This is a genomic window from Paenibacillus sp. MER 180 (genome assembly GCF_023713665.1).
Lineage (GTDB): Bacteria > Bacillota > Bacilli > Paenibacillales > Paenibacillaceae > Paenibacillus_B > Paenibacillus_B suaedae.
This window is the reverse complement of sequence record NZ_JAMAVT010000017.1, coordinates 84981-102728: the sequence shown is the minus strand read 5'-3', so window position 1 is coordinate 102728 and position 17748 is coordinate 84981. Positions and strand designations below refer to the sequence as shown.

Below are 17748 nucleotides of genomic sequence, written 5' to 3'. Positions count from 1 at the left end.
CAAAACTTCCTTTCATGCAGTTTCTTATTCCTGATTCATCGGAACAGCTTTCGGAATGGAAGACCGAATTTTGGATGCCGGCTTAGCATCTTGGAGTTGTTCATGGATAAATCTACTTAATGACCGAATCGTATCATAGCGGAATAGCGTGTTCGCATCTAGCTGCAGCTGATAGATTTGCGACAACTGCACAGTAATATCAATTCCAAGAATCGAATCGCCACCGATGGAGAAATAATTCTCGTTCACATCTGGAGCCTGCTCCATCTCCAACATCTCGGTCCAGACACGCGCAACCGTAGACTCAATACTCTCTAGGCTGATATCCGCTATGGATGGTTTGGCAGATGAGGCATTCACCCTTTTCCTAAGATCGGGCTCCAGTTTGAAATACGCCTGCTTGTCCAGCGCCTGCAAATCCTGCTCATCCAATCCAGTCACCATTAAATGACTGGACCGCGCACCGGTAATCGTCCAAAATGCCCCAATCCCCTGCTTGCGGTCATAACCCAGAATAAGTGGAGATAAACGGGCAATTTCATGAATATGGGAGGACTGCAGCTCTTCGTTCTTGCTTCCCATCCCGGTAAATTGCCATCCTCCCCACTGAATAGAAATAAACTGCCGGCCAAGCTGTCTTTGTTGCAACGCATATTGATCCATAAAATGATTAGCACTAGTATAGGGTCCCAGATTTTTCTCTGACAATATAGCGTCTACAGAGGAGAAGGTCATAAAAAAATCAACCATATGTTCACGCAGCAGCATATCCAGAAGTACCGTCCCATAGACTTTAGCTTCATATACATCCTGATAATCTTCCATACTTGCCTCTTGCAGCGAAACCCGCTTCCCTAGTATACCTGCTGCATGAATAACCCCGTCGACGTTGCCGTATTGGGTGGAGATTCGCTCAACGGTTGACTCCAACTCACTGCGTTCTGCAATATTAACCGCAAAATACTGTACATCAGCGCCTAGCTCCGCCAGGGCACGAATATCGGCAAGCTGACGCTGGCTCATATTCTCTTCGCGGGTACGTCCCAGCAGCACGAAAGTGGCACGATATTTGCTTGCGATCGCACGGCATATTTCTGTCGCTATGCCTCCGGTTCCGCCTGTAACCAAGTAGACACCATCATTGCGAAACAACTCCCGCTTTGTCTTGGAAGGAACAGATTCGTTCAAATACCGAACATAACGAGTGGCATGCCGGTAGGCCACTTCTTTCGTTTCATCATGCCAGCATACTTCGTTATAAATATGCTGTAATGAGACATCCTTCGCCCACTCCGACGCTTCCAGGTCAATGCAACGCGACTCCAGTAACGGATATTCATGATTGGCGCTGCGATTTAGAGATACGATAAAACTTTGCAGCGGGTCAACAATGGCGTCTTCAGATGCAACCTTGTCCGCATTTCTAGTAATATGGAACAACCGCGCCGGTGTGGCAGCCGTATGCAGCGCAAGCTGCCTCGTCAAATACCATGCAGGTGCGAGAATCCCGTCAACCACCGCAGACAACTGCTTCCTGTCGGTAACCATTCGATCCTGCAACGGTTGACTGGATGAGATATGAATGCATGTATTTACAATTTGGCCGTTGTCTCTTAATTGCTTCAATACGTCGGCGATTTGATCTTCTTCATTTATATTCACTTCATAGACCTGCCGCTCTAACTGACGATATTGAGGGCCGTAATACATTTGTACAACATCCATGCCCTCACCGCGGAATTTATTCGCCAGTTGTTCCTGCCAGTCAGAGTGTTCGCCAACTATCAGCAAGACGCCCTGTAATAAATGCTTGCGCTCACGCTGAAGCTGAGTCGGTTTCCAATACAGCCGATGCAGCAGTTCACTGGTTACGGCACCTGTTTCCTGTTGTTCTTGATGACGAACTTCAAGCGCTTTGCGCTTTGTCGTGTTCATATCGAACCAGTATGATTTGCGTTCGAATGGATAGACAGGCAAGGAAACAACATTGCCCGTCTGAATTGGTGTCAAATCAAGGTTCCAGCCTGCTTTGTACAGATGTGACAGTACCGTCAGCAACTGGTGATCCCCCTGTGTGAAACCGAACACATCTGCTTCCCATTGCTGGGGAGGGATGGATGAACCCTCGGCGGATTGGGATGCTGTGTCAAGAAGCTGATGAATGGGTATTGCGCCTGCAGTCAGCAGGATGCCTCTATGTGCAAACCATTGCTGTTCATTTATATTCGTATTGTATTGTGCTAAGCTCGTTTGCAACGCGGCATCTGTAACATTTGCCAGTGTCCCTTTATTCTGCATAACATTAGAGACCGCTGCTCCAATGCCGATTCCACTCAGCTCATAGTTCAGTCCTGTTGCCTGCAATAGACTGACGATAGCGTACAGAAACGAAGCATAGATCGCTCTGGCCCGAAGCTGCGGGTCATCACTTGAAGCAGCAATATACTCATCGTATTGCGCTCGTTGCTCACGGTTTATCCAGCCTGTCAGGACTAATTGATCGTAAAGCCGCTCCGCACCCGGAATATAATCTTGCAGCCACAGACTGGCCCTTGCCTCTGTTTGTCCATGGCGGGCGTGAATTTCAGCAGCCTGTTCCAGCCGTTCGATGAGTTCCTTTCGAGTATGAGCGACCACAGCGAACCGATAATTATCCTGACTGCGCCGGCAGTTCAACGTATAGCTTATATCCGCAAGGGCAGCTTGATGATTATGCATAAGATGCTGCCGCAGTCCGTCTATCTTTCGTTGTACAATTGCAGGAGTTGAACCTGATAAGGTGAACAGATATGGGATCTGCTGCACTTGATCCGGATCAGGCCCATTCTGTGAACCGTCCAACACCGATTGAGGTTCGAATTTCTCCAGAATTATATGCACATTCGTACCACTCAGCCCAAATGAACTCACACCGGCACGAAGCGGCTCTCCAGCGACTGGCTGCCAAGAACTTAATGTACCGTTTACAAGGACAGGTGTCTGTTCAAATGGAATTAACGAATTTAGCGGTGTGGCATGGAGTGAAGCTGGCAACTCATTATGCTGCAAACTCAGCGCCGTCTTGACTAGTCCAGCCAATCCCGCCGCGCTGTCAAGGTGGCCTACATTGGACTTGAGCGAACCGAGTCGGATGAACTGCTTACGATCCGTATACTGCATAAATGCTTTTTGAATTCCTTTGATTTCAATCGGATCGCCCAACCGGGTTCCTGTTCCGTGCGCTTCGATATAAGAGATCGTTGTTGGATCAATATTAGCGTTGCTCCAAGCTTTTAATAAGGTTTCAGCCTGGGCATCAGGACTTGGGGCAGTGATGCCGTTCGATCTTGCACCGTCTTGAGTAATAGCGCTGCCTTTAATAACTGCATATACACGATCGTTATGACGTACCGCTTGCTCCAATGGCTTCAGAAGAATACATACGCTGCCCTCTCCACCGATTGTTCCGTCCGCCTGTTCGCTGAATGCCCGACAGCACTCGCTAGGTGAAACAATATTAGATTCCATAGCAAGTTCACGCTCAATCGGCTCAATATCCAGATGGATGCCGCCGGCAAGTGCCAGCTCACACTCTCCGTTTCGTAAAGCCTGTACTGCTGTATGCACCGCTGTCAACGAAGACGAACAAGCCGTTTCAATCACCATGGAAGGGCCATTGAAACCGAAATGGTACGATAATCTTCCCGCCAGATTAGCAGGCAAATTGCTTGACATTAACTCATCTATTTTTAGATCCAGGTGTTGATAATACGTCGGAATTATTCCTGCCATAAAAACACCAACCGGACGATTATGCAGTTCTTCACGTGTATAACCGGCATCTTCTAGCGTATGGTAGGCCGTTTCCAACATGATACGTTGGTTAGGGTCCATTGATTTGGCCAGTTTTGGTGAAATACCGAAAAACTGCGGGTCAAATTCATCGATCCCTTCAAGATAACCGTAGCGCAAATAATTTTTATCCCTATAACCGGTAGGGTCCAGCAATTTTCTGGATGAGGGAATTTCCCTGATGGTCGTTTGACCGTTCACTAGCATATCCCAGAATTGGTCCGGACCATCTATTTCAGGCAGGTGGATTCCGATACCAATGATGGCAATATCCTGCCCGGCCTTCGAAGTTTCCTTACCCTCGCCCGGTTGCACAGATTGTTCCAAACGATCTTTATTCTCGGGTACCGAAAGAATGTCATCAGCTGGCTGCATAATATAATCTGCCAGTTGGGCAACAGTGTTGTAGGAAAACAGATCACTGATTTCTAGTTTTATTTCAGGCTGTTCTTTTTTTAGCAGGTTGTACAGCCGCATAATCTGAATTGAATTTCCGCCAAGTTCAAAAAAGTTGGACTGAATCCCAACATGGGAGAGGTTCAGCACATTCTTCCAGATGTCAACCAGCTTCTGATCCAATTCATGACGCGGTTCGCTGTAGTCTTCACCCGTGCGAACAATTTCAGTGTTTTCCAATGCTTTGCGATTAATTTTACCGTTCGGTGATAACGGATAGGCTTCACTGTATTGGTAAAAGGAGGGGATCATATAACTCGGCAGCTTATCCGCTAAGAACTGCCGCAATTCCGCTGTTGATGGCTCTGTTCGAGATTTAAGAAAAGCGCATAATACAGGGTTATTCAGAGCTTTTCCCTGCAGCACGACTACTGCATCCTGAATTTGCGGGTGCTGTAGCAATGCTTCTTCAATTTCCCCGATCTCTACCCGATAACCGCGGATTTTAACCTGATTATCCACACGACCGAGGTACTGTAAATTGCCGTCTTTTTGCCACTGGCCCACATCACCGGTTTTGTACATTTTATCTCCAGGAATATCGCTGAACGGATTCGGAATGAAGCGCTCAGCTGTGAGTTCCGGCTGGCCCAAATATCCGCGCGACAGCCCTGTGCCGCTAACACAAATTTCACCGGGAATGCCGATCGGGCACAGGCGGTTGTTCCGGTCCACTATATATATTTTTAGATTAGAACGCGGTTTGCCTATCAATGAAATCTCATGCTCAGAATTACCGTCAAAATGATAGGTGCTTGTTTCTACCGTTGTCTCCGCAGGGCCGTAACCGTTAATAATTTTCCCGGTAGGATTCAATATCTCGCGACATTTGCGAACCAGACTGATCGGCACATATTCGCTGCCCAGAGACAATGAGGTCAGATCAGGCAATACAGGGCGCTCGCTCCGTTCTTCTGCTTGCTCCACCAACATATTCATCAGCACTGGTATTTCATCAATACTGTTAATCCGGTGTTTCTGCAAATAGTCCAAATACTGGTCGGCATTCTTGCGTACGTCCGGATGAAGCAAGTGCAGTGTTCCACCTGAAACAAGCGGCGAGAAAATCTGCTGAATGGAACTGTCAAATGCGTAGGAATTGGACAACAGCACCTGATAGCCTGGGGTATGATCATATTCTTCTAGCGTCCATAATATAAATTCAGTGAAAGAACGCTGATCAATCATTACACCTTTAGGCGTACCAGTTGAACCAGATGTATAAATGACATACGCCAGTGGAAAATCAACGCCCCCATGATCTGCTGCAACTGATTGACCGGCGGCAGTATTCTCAACTAGCCGGCAGTCGCCCTGCTCCAGCACTACTGTAGTCCTAACCATCGCAGCAGCAACCCCCTGGTACTGCTCCATGGTTACAATAATGCTAACCTTGCTACTTTCGACAATATAACGAATACGTTCCTCCGGATAACTTGGATCAATCGGCAAATAAGCACTCCCCGAACCAAGCACTCCCATAATGGCGGTAATCAAATCAGTCGACCAGTCCATCAGCAAAGCGATAATCCTGCCCTCGCCTGCTCCCCGATCACGCAAAAAACCAGCCAGCCGCTCTGCCTGTTGGGCCAGCTCACAATAAGTCAGCCTGCTTTCTTGAAAGACCACAGCTGTATATTCGGGCGTGGCTTGAGACTGCTCAACAAAAAATTGATATACGGTTTTGTCCTGCTTCAGGTCCATTCGGTCCGTCTGGTTGAACTCCACCAGCAGTTGTTGTTTCTCAACTTCCGTCAATAGCTCCACTCCAGCAACCGGCAGTTCAGCCTGATTCATGAATTGTTGCAATATCGAAATAAAATGCTCTCCCATCTTGTGTACGATCCATTGTTCGAACAGATCAGAATGATATTCCAGCTTCAGCATCGGCCTTCCAGCCAGCAGGAAGGATACGGTCAAATCGTAATGATTAACCTCGTATTCTTCATATCCGATAATGTTGAAGCTGCTAAAAGAGCCCTGCAGCAATTGCATATCCAGAGGGTAGTTTTCAAATACCAGAATATGGTTAAACAACGTCTCCGTGCCTTTCATCCGGGAAATACTTTGAATATCGCTTAGAGGTAGATTTTCGGACTTTTTATAGTGAATTAGCTTATTATGTATGTGTCGAATATAATCAATTATCGACAAATCACCAGCTTCACTTACAATGACAGGAATGGTATTGATGAACAAACCTATCATCCGCTCCACCTGAGGAAGTACATCCGGGCGGCCTGAAACGGTCAGGCCATACACGACCTCATTACTGTCGTTGTACCGTTGCAAGAGAAGTGCCCAAGCAGCATTCATTATAGAACTGGCCGATACGCTATACGCTCTCGAGAATTCCTCTACTTGAGGAAAAATGCTATGAAGATCGATTTCTACCTTATGAATGTCGCCACCCTGTGTTCTCGTCTGCTGCGCATACGGCAGTTTCGTATACGAGCTTAAAGATTCCAATTCGGTCTGCCAAAATTGGCGAGCCTGCTCATGATCATATTGTTGCAGCCATTTGATGTACGCCATATAGGCAGGCTTACTGCTGCGGCTTACATGTTGATCATGTAGTAGCAATTCATAGGTTTGCAGCCATTCACTCAAAAACAGTCCCAATGACCAGCCATCCAGTATAATGTGATGAAATTGCAATAGAATGGTATAGCTATTCGCATCTTTCTTGCACAATACAGTCCTCAGCAGCGGACCTTTTGTGAGATCGAAGCCGTTATTCTGCTCACGACGTCCAATTTCACTCAACCTGGTTTCTGTATCGGCCGGAGACAAGGTGGACAGATCCTCTTGGCTCAGGATCAACTTTTGCTGCTTTAATACGATTTGAACAGGCTGACTTAGATTCTCCCAGCGAATGACAGAGCGAAGACAGTCATTATCCACTGCCATCCAATTCAGCGCCTTCTGCAATATTTCTGCATCCAGTTCACCGGTAATATGCAATGCCACTTGACTCAAATAGAGCGGCGCCTCTGGTTCTTTTAAACAATGAAACAAAATGCCTTCCTGTGTAGGCGACAGCGCAATAATATCTTCAATGTTCTGATTGTTTACCTTTTGGGCCATACTGACCTCCCGTATGTTTGCGTGATTAAATAATTGCTGAATGGGCAAAAACGTCTTCGATCTTGCTTAGATAGCGAATAATATTGTCCACACGGTCATGAATCAGTGTAATACGGAACCAAATTTCATCAGGCCGTTGCAAAATACCAAATACATTGCCGGGAAGAATGCCACAGTTCGCTTCATAAAACAGCTTCTTGAAGAATTCATCATCATTGTCAAACCGATAGTCGGGATTCACTTTAATGAAGAATACATTGCCAATCTGTTGATTGGTATAATCCACAAATACTTTCGATCCTTTCACATATTCGGTCACACGTCGAAGCGCATCGGCCTGTATATTATCCGAAAGCTGAATGCGGGATTGATATTTCGCAAACAGCTTAAGCTCCTGCATTTTTTTAAACAATAGATGTTCATCCACATTCTGACTCCAGCCGAATAATCCCTGGTCAAATAATTTCATATCCTCCAGCGCCGGTTCTTCTCCGGTAATCAGCTTATATTTGAAATACAGATTGAGCGCAAAATAGACCAACGAGTGGGTATTCATGCTATTTTCCATCGATGAAATAAAATATTTGTATTTCTCGTCAATCCGCGGATCACCAAACCAGTATCCCGTACGGAAACCGGAATAAAACGGTGTATCTTTGGAACAACCATATACTTTAATCACGTAATCAAGCTTATCCGTCAGATTAAAAATTTCTGTAAAGCCTCGGCTTTTAGGGAAGATCAAGTCCTGGTAGATATTATCTACCACCAAGAAAATCTCATTGGCCTGGCATAATTCTACGATCTGCTGCAACTCCCTTACATTCTCGCCCTCATAGGTAGATTGGGCAGGATTGTTAGGGTAGGTGATGATTACCGCGACTGTAGAAGGTGTAATCGCATTACGAATCTCGCAACTGGTGGGCAGATAATTATTCTCTCGTTGTGTATATACGTATTTAGAGGTTGCCTTGTCGTTCAGATTCGACAGTTGGGCTGCATAGACCGTATAGTTGGGCAAAATCAGAATCACTTCCGGATGCTCCAGCCCTTTTTCAACCTGTTTCAATTTCAAAATTGAATTAATAACACCGTTCATCACATTGGTGCAGCCGTTCCCGCAGCCTATACCGGCTTGCTCTACCAGCCTGTGGCTAATATCCGCCCGCTGGGGGGCATTCTGTAACAGTCTTGCCAGCTCCAGTCTACGGATCAACGCATTCATCTCGGTATAACCGTCAGGAGATGTGTATCCCGGCTCTATCTGATGCAAAGCAGAAATTTCGTCCATGGTGAAGATTTCTGGAAAGAGATGAACATTAAAGTTCATATTATCCAATATGTTCATTGATTCACGTCTATCAAACAAAATACTCCAATACTGAATCAAGCGTTGGTACATTTCCAGATTCTCAAATTTTTCCTTGTAGTACGAATTGTTTGACATGGAAGTATTCCTTTCTATTTACAAATTTAATCAGTCTATAAACAAAGAATCCAGCTCTGCTTGGTCCAGCCCGATCGTCTCAAAATCAGAGGGCGTATATGTTGCGGACTGCCGGGCTGTGCAGTGTGTGATAATGGCAATCAACTGGTCATGCCAGGCATGAATTAGCTGGTTCATCGCTTCCGTAGTAAAGTGTTCTTTTGCGTAAGTCACCGAAAGGCGAAGCTGGCCTCCAATCGTCATCGCATTAACATCCAGTCGGACCGAAAAGGCATTGAACAGCCCATTATTAGGACCGGTTTGTTCTTCCGCCAGTGCAAACAGACCAGGAGCGGACAAGGCAACAAAATCACCAAGATAATTAAATCGGATCATCTGCCCGATTGGTGATTCGAACATTGAAAGAATGGATGAAGGCTGTAAATGCCGACTTATCAAATAATCGAAACCTTTATTCGGCACATTGCGTAGCTGTTCCTTGACTAGTTTGATCTGCTGCTCTAGATCAGCGGCAGGCAGTTCAATCCGAACTGGGAAAATGCTTGTGAACCAGCCTACCGTTCGAGATACATCCACAGCCTCGCTAAACCTCTCTCTTCCATGTCCCTCCAGCTCCAGCAGTATGCAAGAACCAGTATCCAGTTGTTGCACTGCCTGTGCTAGTGCGATAATTAGCAGATCAACTGGTTCCGTGTGATACGCGGAATTGGCGCGAAGCAGCCATTGACTCGTCCAATCTGCGCTTAACTGTTTGGTCACGGTAGCTGTGTGGCGATTTTCCACCGCTCGGACGTTCGGTGCGTTTCCTCCACTCCAGTCATCAAATATTTCGGCCCAGTAAGATATGCTTGTGGAAGTCAACGAAGCAGCATAGTGTTCCAATTCCTCTGTCCATTGCTGGTAGGATGATGTTTTAGCTGGCAGTACAGCTTCACGACCGTCTTTCTTTGCCGTTAAGATGGTAATCAAGTCCTCCAGTAAGATACGCCAAGAAACACCATCAACTACTAGGTGATGTGCTGTTAGCAGCAACCTTGCGCCTTGACTCCCGAGTTCAAAAAAAATCGCCTTGAACAGCAGATCAGACTGCAAGTCAAATGACGATTTTAATGTACTGCCCGCCGCCTCGATCCTTTCCAGCTGCTGATCATACGACAAGGACGACAAATCCAGTTGTTGCACCTGAAAAGGAAGATCCAGATGAACAGGATTATAAAAAAGAACACGATCATCATTCAGATTTAATCTCAAACTGTCATGCTGAACAATTAGCGCTTGCAGGCCCGATTCTATCATTTCCAATGTAACCGTGGCATCCAGCGACAATAGTACCGATTGATGATAATAATCCTGCTGAGTCAATTGCTGATCAAAAAACCATTCGTGTATGGGAGAACGCTTCAAGACCCCCTCCGCTATTCGATGACGATCTTCCTGGTCTGCGCCTCTATCTTTGACAAGGTAAGCCACCATATCGCCGATTCGCGAATATGTCAGAATATCGTTGACCTTTAGGACATATCCTGCTGTTTTCATTCTGGAAGATAGCTGAATCGCCTTAATGGAATCGCCACCTAATTGAAAAAACTCGTGCTCCAATCGTACAACCGGAATATTCAAAAGCTGTTGCAGCGTGACGGTTAACAACTGTTGTTCCACTGAATACAGATGCTCGTCCTTGTTTGACTCCACAGATACTTCTTGCTCCATTATCGGCACTGGTAATTTGGAAAAATCGATTTTACCATTAATCGTTAACGGGATTTCGTTCACTTCAATTAGCTGTGGAATCATATACAACGGCAACTTGGCGGCAAGTTTTGTTTTGATCATTGCCAGTTCTACAGGCGTTTTCATTACCAGATAGGCGCAAAGCTTACTTCGTTGGTCACTCTTACCTGCATTTACAGTCTGTTGATCCGTATACTCCGCATCGTTCATCCGGTATCCCAGCACGGCTGCATTGGAAATTTCATCAATTTCCAATAATGCCGTTTCGATTTCACCTATTTCAATACGGTACCCATTCAATTTGACCTGACGGTCTTTGCGGCCCATGTATTCCAGATGATTGCGCTCCGTAAAACGAACCAAATCGCCTGTCCGATACATCTTTTGCTGCGAATGAAACGGATTTGGTACAAAGGCTGCTTCCGACAATCGCTCCCGGTTCCAGTAACCTCTTGCCACTCCTTCACCTGATATGAACAATTCTCCAATGCAGCCTGTCGGTACAGGCTGCAAATGCTCATCCAGCACATACAACTGCACATTAGCCGCCGGCTTGCCGATCGGTACAGAAACATCAGTATCCTCTAGGGGGTCATATTTATGAATCATACAGCCTACCGTAGCTTCCGTCGGACCGTATTCATTATAAATATGAATATTTGCACCGAAGCAATCATTTATTTCCTTGGCGATTGAGGTGTTCAGATTCTCACCGCCTACGATCAGGGTGCGTATAGAGCTCTGTGTATACGATTGCTCACGTAGTAAGGACAAATGCGCAGGCGTCAGTTTCAGTACAGTAACCTTGTTATCTCGCAAGATATCATACAATACAAAACCATGGTCTGATTCACTATAAATTCTCAGCTCATGCCCACCTATTAACGGTGTAAAGATAGACGTAACCGTCAAATCAAATGACAATGAAGAATATAAAGCGAAGACTTCCGGTGTTTGCCGCACGTAAACCTTATGAGCCCACCAGATGTAATTCGTCAGATTGCTGTGTTCGATCATAACGCCCTTCGGCTTGCCGGTTGAACCGGAAGTATAAATCATATAAGCAAGTTCACTCGGACCTGCCGACGGTCCGGTAATTGTCCAAACTGCTGCGTCATCTTCATCCTGTTGCTCCGGCCAAAGAATAGTCCCGCTGTAATCCACATCTGCTGGCAGTTCCCGATTCAGTACCAAACAGTTTATGGTGCTATCTTGCAAAATATCATTAATTCGACGGCTTGGATATGCATGATCGATAGGCACATAGGCAGCTCCGACTTTCAAAATAGCCAGCACTCCGGCCACCAGCTCCATCGAATGCGTTCCGTACACACCCACCTTGTGCCCGGAACCTATGCCGAGCTGCCGCAAGCGAACACTTAGTCGCAGAACCTGCCGATGCAGTTCCTGATAGTTCCATGTCTTGGTATACATACTGATAGCTATGCGTTCCGGCGTTAATTGCACTTGTTGTTCAAACAGCTCCACAACATTGTGGTTTGCGGGATACGATTGCGTTGTATCGTTAAATTCAACCAACAACCTATACCGCTCGTCTTCCGATAAAAGAGAAATTTGCTGAATCATCAGTTGCGGATGATTCATGATTTGCGTAGCGATCCTCATTATTCTATCAAACATTAGATCTATATCCTGTTTGCTGAATATGGCGCATCGATAATCAAATTCCAGCATCAACTCTCCTTCTGCCCATTCCTTTATCACCAACTGCAATGGAAGCTGTTGATAGCCCGAATGCAATTGTATGACCTCGAATGGCTGATCAAGTAATTGATTGCTCGGTACAAATGGATAATAATTGACCGACAGTTGGAACAAGGATTCGTAGCCTCTTTTCTTCAACTGTAAATCCTGCATCAACAAGTCGAACGGATACTTCTGGTGAACATAACCGGTGCGAATTTCGCGCTTGACAGCGGATAACAGCTCCAACACCGCAGCCTCCGGTTGAATATGGAACGGTACGGGCATTGTGCTTGTATACATGCCAATAGTTTGTTTATCTGCTGGACCGGAACGGTTGTATACAGGCAAACCTATCGTTACATCTGTCTGACCATACATTTTGAATATGTAGAGGTTCATTAATAGAACAAAATAATCGTTCAGTGAACAGTTATATTTTTGTGTCCAATCATGTATGGACGAAGTGATTTCCCTGTCCAGCGCATAGGATGCCCGCTGCGCTTCAAGTCGGTCGGAGCCCATATGAAAAACAGGCTCAGGAATCGTCTGAAACTTTTCGTACCAATAAGCACGGTCCTTCGCAAAACGAGGAGATTGTGCATATTTCTGTTCTTGATTTATCAACTGTAAATACGTTTGATCTTCCTGTATCGCATCATCCTCGCCGCGAAATAACCGCTCATAATGGTTGCAAATCTCTGCCGTCAGGAGTGGAAGCGACCAGCCGTCAAAAATCAAATGATGTATCTTGGCAAAAATACCGTAATGTTTCTCATCTAGCCGGTACACTTCAAATCGATAAAGGGGTTGTTGTCCATCTAGCGAAAGCGGCAGACGAAGTTGATTTTGCAACCATTGATCCAACACTTGTTGTGGGTTGGCTTTTGTGCTAAAATCCGTAAACTGCAGCCTGTGCTTACCATCCTTGGATACGGTCTGCATGGGGTCGTCATCTTCCTCTGAGATGACTAACCGAAATACCTGATTGCCAGCGATGACCGACCGAATCGACTGCATCAACATATCCGCGTCTATCTGTCCATAGATATTTGCGATACCACAAATATGATGAATATTAGTATTGGGATATAGTTTTTCGGTATACCAGATTCTCTTCTGAGGATGACTTAGCGGATAATGATAATCAGCATAATGAGGTATGATCACGAATTTTCAAACCTTTCCTTATCAGAATAGGCGCGAGTTCCTGCCGGTTAACTTCTAGAATATAACGTCTGGAATGTTTTTTTGGTCAGTATCTCTCATCAAGATTTTCTCTTCTCCCCTTCGCACCTCGTACCCCCAAAAATTTCTTGTCGGTTGTTTGAAAGATATGGTCCCACAAGGTAATGAAAAAAGAGTAGTTGCACTTATATAGATCATGATGCTTTAAATGGTAGGCGCCGATCGACAGCCATCGGGTGATGATACCCCTTATCCTTGGATTGTGATCGACTACCTTGCCAGCCAAAAACACTTCATAAACATAATGAAATCCTAACAATATGCCCCCTGGAACCGGGTCGATGAAGACGAGGACAATTAAGGGTAACGTCAGAGTAAGCCAAATATCCAGCGAAGCCTTAAAACTTCCGAACCAGAAGAAATAATTTGAAAACTCGGGCCAATTCGAATCCCCATATTTGACACGATGATGTACGATATGAATTTTATATAAGAAATTTTTCTTATGGGGAATATGTGCTAGCCGATGTACGCTGTACGAGTACAGCGTCCAAAGGAAGAAGTATGCAATAACTTTTACAATCACTAACACCATTGTCATCATCCTCCATTTTTTATGGATAGCTTCAAAAGACAAAATCATCGAGAAGCCCTGGGAATAATACACAAATCTCGCTTGAGAATTTCGATGCTTGATGGAAAAACTGGAAGCTGCAGATAGGGGACTTGGTTCAGAGCAGAACCCTTTTCCTGGTTAACAATATTTATCTTCTTTGACAATGCTACTTGTGCATGATGATGGACGAAGTATATGCTCCTGTATTGATAGTCCTACGCATTGACTCTTTCAACTGCAGATCGTTCTTTTACAATCTAATCTCCCGGCATAAGCCATTTTTTGTGATAGAGGAAGTATGCAGTCTGCTGCTAAACTTTTGCCATCGTGCCTGTCCCAATAGTTCCGATTGATTGAGAAGTTATATGGCTCACCCTCCATTCCTATGCTTATAATATCCTTCTCATTTAGATATAACGTGTTCAATCTCCTTCTCACTAGTCAATTTCCAATCCGGGTTGTAGATAGTGCTTGTATATCGATCTCCACGATCCGGGAAAACTGTAACTACATTGATTTCGCGGTCGGGTAAATTTTGTGTGAAGTACTTTAAGATAGCTGACATTACAGACCCCGAAGACCCCCCTGCCAAAATAAAATATTCCTTTAGCAAACGCTGGCACATATTAACCGTCTCCAACTCACTAACCATTACATGATCATCAATTTTTGCCTTATTAAGTATCAATGGGTACTTGCTAGATCCAATTCCCGGAATACTCCTTTTTTTAGGTTGTGACCCGAAAATTACCGAACCATAAATATCAACAGCTATAATTCGCGATTCAGGGAAATACTCTTTAATACGGTTAGAAACCCCAGTTATCGTCCCCCCTGAACTCACCCCCATGAATACATAATCAATCTTTTTTACAGACTCTATTAGTTCACTAGCCAGTGTATGATAATAAGCCTCGGCATTTAGCGGGTTCTCATACTGGTTGATCCAATAAGAGTTGGGGATATTTTCTACCAACTCTTTTACTTTTTTGATCCGATTTAGAAGATATCCCCCATACTCATCTGGTTCCGTGATTTTGAATACTTTATCGCTTAACGCAGAGATCAACATCTCATTGTCAGGCATTGTATTTTTATCAATCACACAATAAAACTTTAATCCTAACCAACGACAAGCCGCCGAAAGAGCAAGTCCAAAATTACCAGAAGAAGACTCAATGATAACTGTGTCTTTGTTTATAGTTCCACATTCTATCAATTTTTCAAGGATATAGGAAGCCGCTCGATCTTTCACACTTCCCGTTGGATTAAACATCTCCAGCTTTGCGAATATATTGAGTTGCTTAAGTTCTGACATCGTAAGTTTTAATAAGGGTGTATTTCCTACAAGATTTAAAATATTATTTTGAATCAAGGCTAGTTCCCCTTTCTAGAGATACTTGAACTGATCACAAATAAACTTGGATATATGTTAACAGTTTGAGTCATAAACATACCCAACATTTTGTATGGATAATTCCAACGAATTATCCAAAACACGGTGATTCCCCACCTTTCATTAGCCTGAAGCTGCTTTATTTCAGCAGAAAGCACCTTTATACAGTTCCATAAAATGCGACACCGCAACAATGTCGGATATGCGTTCAAAATCCCATTGACCGGCCCCGTCATGTACAGAAATACAAAGACATATGTTTAAATCGTGGAAGAAAGTAAGTTTGGAAACATATCCGGAAATAAAAAGGCTACAGCCCCTATGACGACGGTGAATAGCAACTCGCCTACCACATTAACATCGGCAAACCGTGACTGAAATGGAAATAAGTAGCGCATAAAGATTAAGCATCCCAAGATAAACAAAACAACATATCAATGTCACCAAAGAAATAATGCCTGAAATGATTACATTGATCGATCCGCTAACTACTTCAGTATCATTATTCAAGACGGCATGTAGTCCGCCTTCCTCCATGTTCTCCAACTTTTGATGGGCAAATTCAATATTTCCCCTATCAGATCCGCTCTTTTTTCATAGACCATATTGCTAGTTAATGTAACAAGCTTGGTAGTTGTATAACGTTGACCATAGCATACATCAAAATTCCGAGCCCAAAATAAAAAAAGAAGACCGTTCGTCAGATTGTCTTCTCTACCAAATGCCTCCCTCGTAATATCTGAAGATCTGTGAAAATAGTCCATTAACGCAAAAAAACCAGGATTAAACTGTTAGTTCATGACCAACAATCGATGCCTAGTTCTACTTCTAAATGAATTATTAAGTTTCAACTCTTTTCTCTTATACATTAAGCATCAAAGCTCAAAAATCGCCAACGAGCATAGCTTCGCCCGTTCGCGCGAATTCACTCGCACTACATATTACATAGTTTGCAATTAAACACTTAACGTGCCTTAACAACGATTAAGTATTTTACTTCAAAAGTTAAGTCCTATCTCTGACATGGTCTATCTAATCTAATTAAAAATACATAACAAAAAATAACATAATATCCCTCATAAGTCAACTACCAATAAAAATGGGATATTCAATAATATCATGAACGAATAGTGTCTTTGTCTTTCACGATCACTATTAGAAAATCTCGAGTTAATAGATGAGAAACATGATGCCAGCCACTTCTCAGAGTTAGCTCAATAAATCTTAGCCATTGTAGTACTCGTCTACAAATCTATCATCAATTATTACCGAATTTTTCTTTACCCCTTCTACTTCAAATCCCATCTTCTTATATAATTTTATTCCATTATCATTATGCGTCATAACTGTTAGTTCCACTCGCGTAATATTGGTTGCTAATCTCCACTTCTCCATAGCTTTAAATAAATCAGTTCCAATTCCTTTACCAGTAAAATCATTTGATATTCCAATAACGATATACGCTCTATGTTTTATTCTCTTTGCGTGTCCTCCAATTACCGTTAAATGTCCGACTATTCTATCGTTGTACTCTGCAACAAAGATATTTGAATTATCAGATTCAAGAAACGACGTAATCACCTTTAATTGTTGATTTTCATCCACTTCTCTTTCGTTAGGCTCAAATAACATATATTTCGTTTCTTTATCTAATTGTTTATGCAAAACAACTAATTGACTTGCATCTTTTTGAGTTACTTCCCTTATGATCATCTTTTTATTACTCCTTTTCTCAAATGTCTTTCGACTGGTTTCATATAACGCTCTTGTATTCACGACGTCGAGAGGCTTAAGGTATGAAAAGATAGGTGAGGCCATCCGATCGAACCGGCTGCGCGAAGCGCAGTTGCCTCGCAGATGTGTCCACCTGATCCCGAGTGCCGAGTGGCCCGAAGCGTGAATATATGTTGTTGTACGCAGTTCCTAACTTTCCTGATAAGCTTTCAACTGTTCTTTGCCTTTATCGTCTTTAGTTAATATGTTATATATTTTTTCTTGATCCCATGTTGATATTGCATAGTCCTTACCACTCTTCAAATATATCTTTAGTTTGTTTCGCATTATGTACATCGTTTTTTTCTTCTCAACTTTTTTGATATCTGTTCTTCTTATTTCAAAGGATTCTTGGATCATAGTCACTTTGTATGAATTAAATTTGATACTTTCTTCCGTTATCTGTAACTTCCCTACGGCTTGTTCCATACTGCTAATAATGTAGTTGACCTGCCCTTCGTATACTGTAAATTGAGCGTTATGCTTCAAAATAATCATTCCTTACTATTTTTTGTCGTT

7 protein-coding genes are annotated in these 17748 nt (G+C 43.7%); all 7 read right to left on the bottom strand.

Translation table 11 applies throughout. The annotated features are described in order from the left end of the window. Nucleotides 1-24 precede the first annotated feature (24 nt). Entirely contained in the window at nucleotides 25-7374 is a 7350-nt protein-coding gene (locus M3661_RS23570) for a non-ribosomal peptide synthetase (RefSeq protein WP_251489145.1), read from the bottom strand. Between the two features lie 25 nt (nucleotides 7375-7399). Beyond that, nucleotides 7400-8776: an aminotransferase class I/II-fold pyridoxal phosphate-dependent enzyme gene (locus M3661_RS23565; RefSeq protein ID WP_251489143.1), complete on the bottom strand. Its 1377-nt coding sequence runs from the start codon at nucleotides 8774-8776 to the stop codon at nucleotides 7400-7402. A gap of 75 nt (nucleotides 8777-8851) precedes the next feature. Then, nucleotides 8852-13426, bottom strand: coding sequence for a non-ribosomal peptide synthetase (locus tag M3661_RS23560; RefSeq protein ID WP_251489141.1), 4575 nt, complete (start codon nucleotides 13424-13426; stop codon nucleotides 8852-8854). Between the two features lie 85 nt (nucleotides 13427-13511). After that, nucleotides 13512-14039, bottom strand: coding sequence for a sterol desaturase family protein (locus M3661_RS23555; protein ID WP_251489138.1), 528 nt, complete (start codon nucleotides 14037-14039; stop codon nucleotides 13512-13514). A 424-nt stretch (nucleotides 14040-14463) separates the two neighbouring features. Further along, complete coding sequence (gene sbnA / locus M3661_RS23550) at nucleotides 14464-15435, bottom strand: 2,3-diaminopropionate biosynthesis protein SbnA (protein ID WP_251489136.1); 972 nt, start codon at nucleotides 15433-15435, stop codon at nucleotides 14464-14466. A 1245-nt stretch (nucleotides 15436-16680) separates the two neighbouring features. After that, on the bottom strand, nucleotides 16681-17169 hold the full coding sequence (locus tag M3661_RS23545; protein WP_251489133.1) for a GNAT family N-acetyltransferase: 489 nt from the start codon (nucleotides 17167-17169) through the stop codon (nucleotides 16681-16683). A gap of 210 nt (nucleotides 17170-17379) precedes the next feature. Beyond that, nucleotides 17380-17718, bottom strand: a complete 339-nt coding sequence (locus M3661_RS23540) for a PH domain-containing protein (protein ID WP_251489130.1) — start codon at nucleotides 17716-17718, stop codon at nucleotides 17380-17382. Between the last annotated feature and the right edge of the window lie 30 nt (nucleotides 17719-17748).

What these genes read in the sequence shown, in the direction of transcription:
- M3661_RS23570 (WP_251489145.1), bottom strand. Translation starts at nt 7,374, where the DNA reads ATGGCCCAAAAGGTAAACAATCAGAACATTGAAGATATTATTGCGCTG.
- M3661_RS23565 (WP_251489143.1), bottom strand. Translation starts at nt 8,776, where the DNA reads ATGTACCAACGCTTGATTCAGTATTGGAGTATTTTGTTTGATAGACGT.
- M3661_RS23555 (WP_251489138.1), bottom strand. Translation starts at nt 14,039, where the DNA reads ATGGTGTTAGTGATTGTAAAAGTTATTGCATACTTCTTCCTTTGGACG.
- M3661_RS23545 (WP_251489133.1), bottom strand. Translation starts at nt 17,169, where the DNA reads ATGATCATAAGGGAAGTAACTCAAAAAGATGCAAGTCAATTAGTTGTT.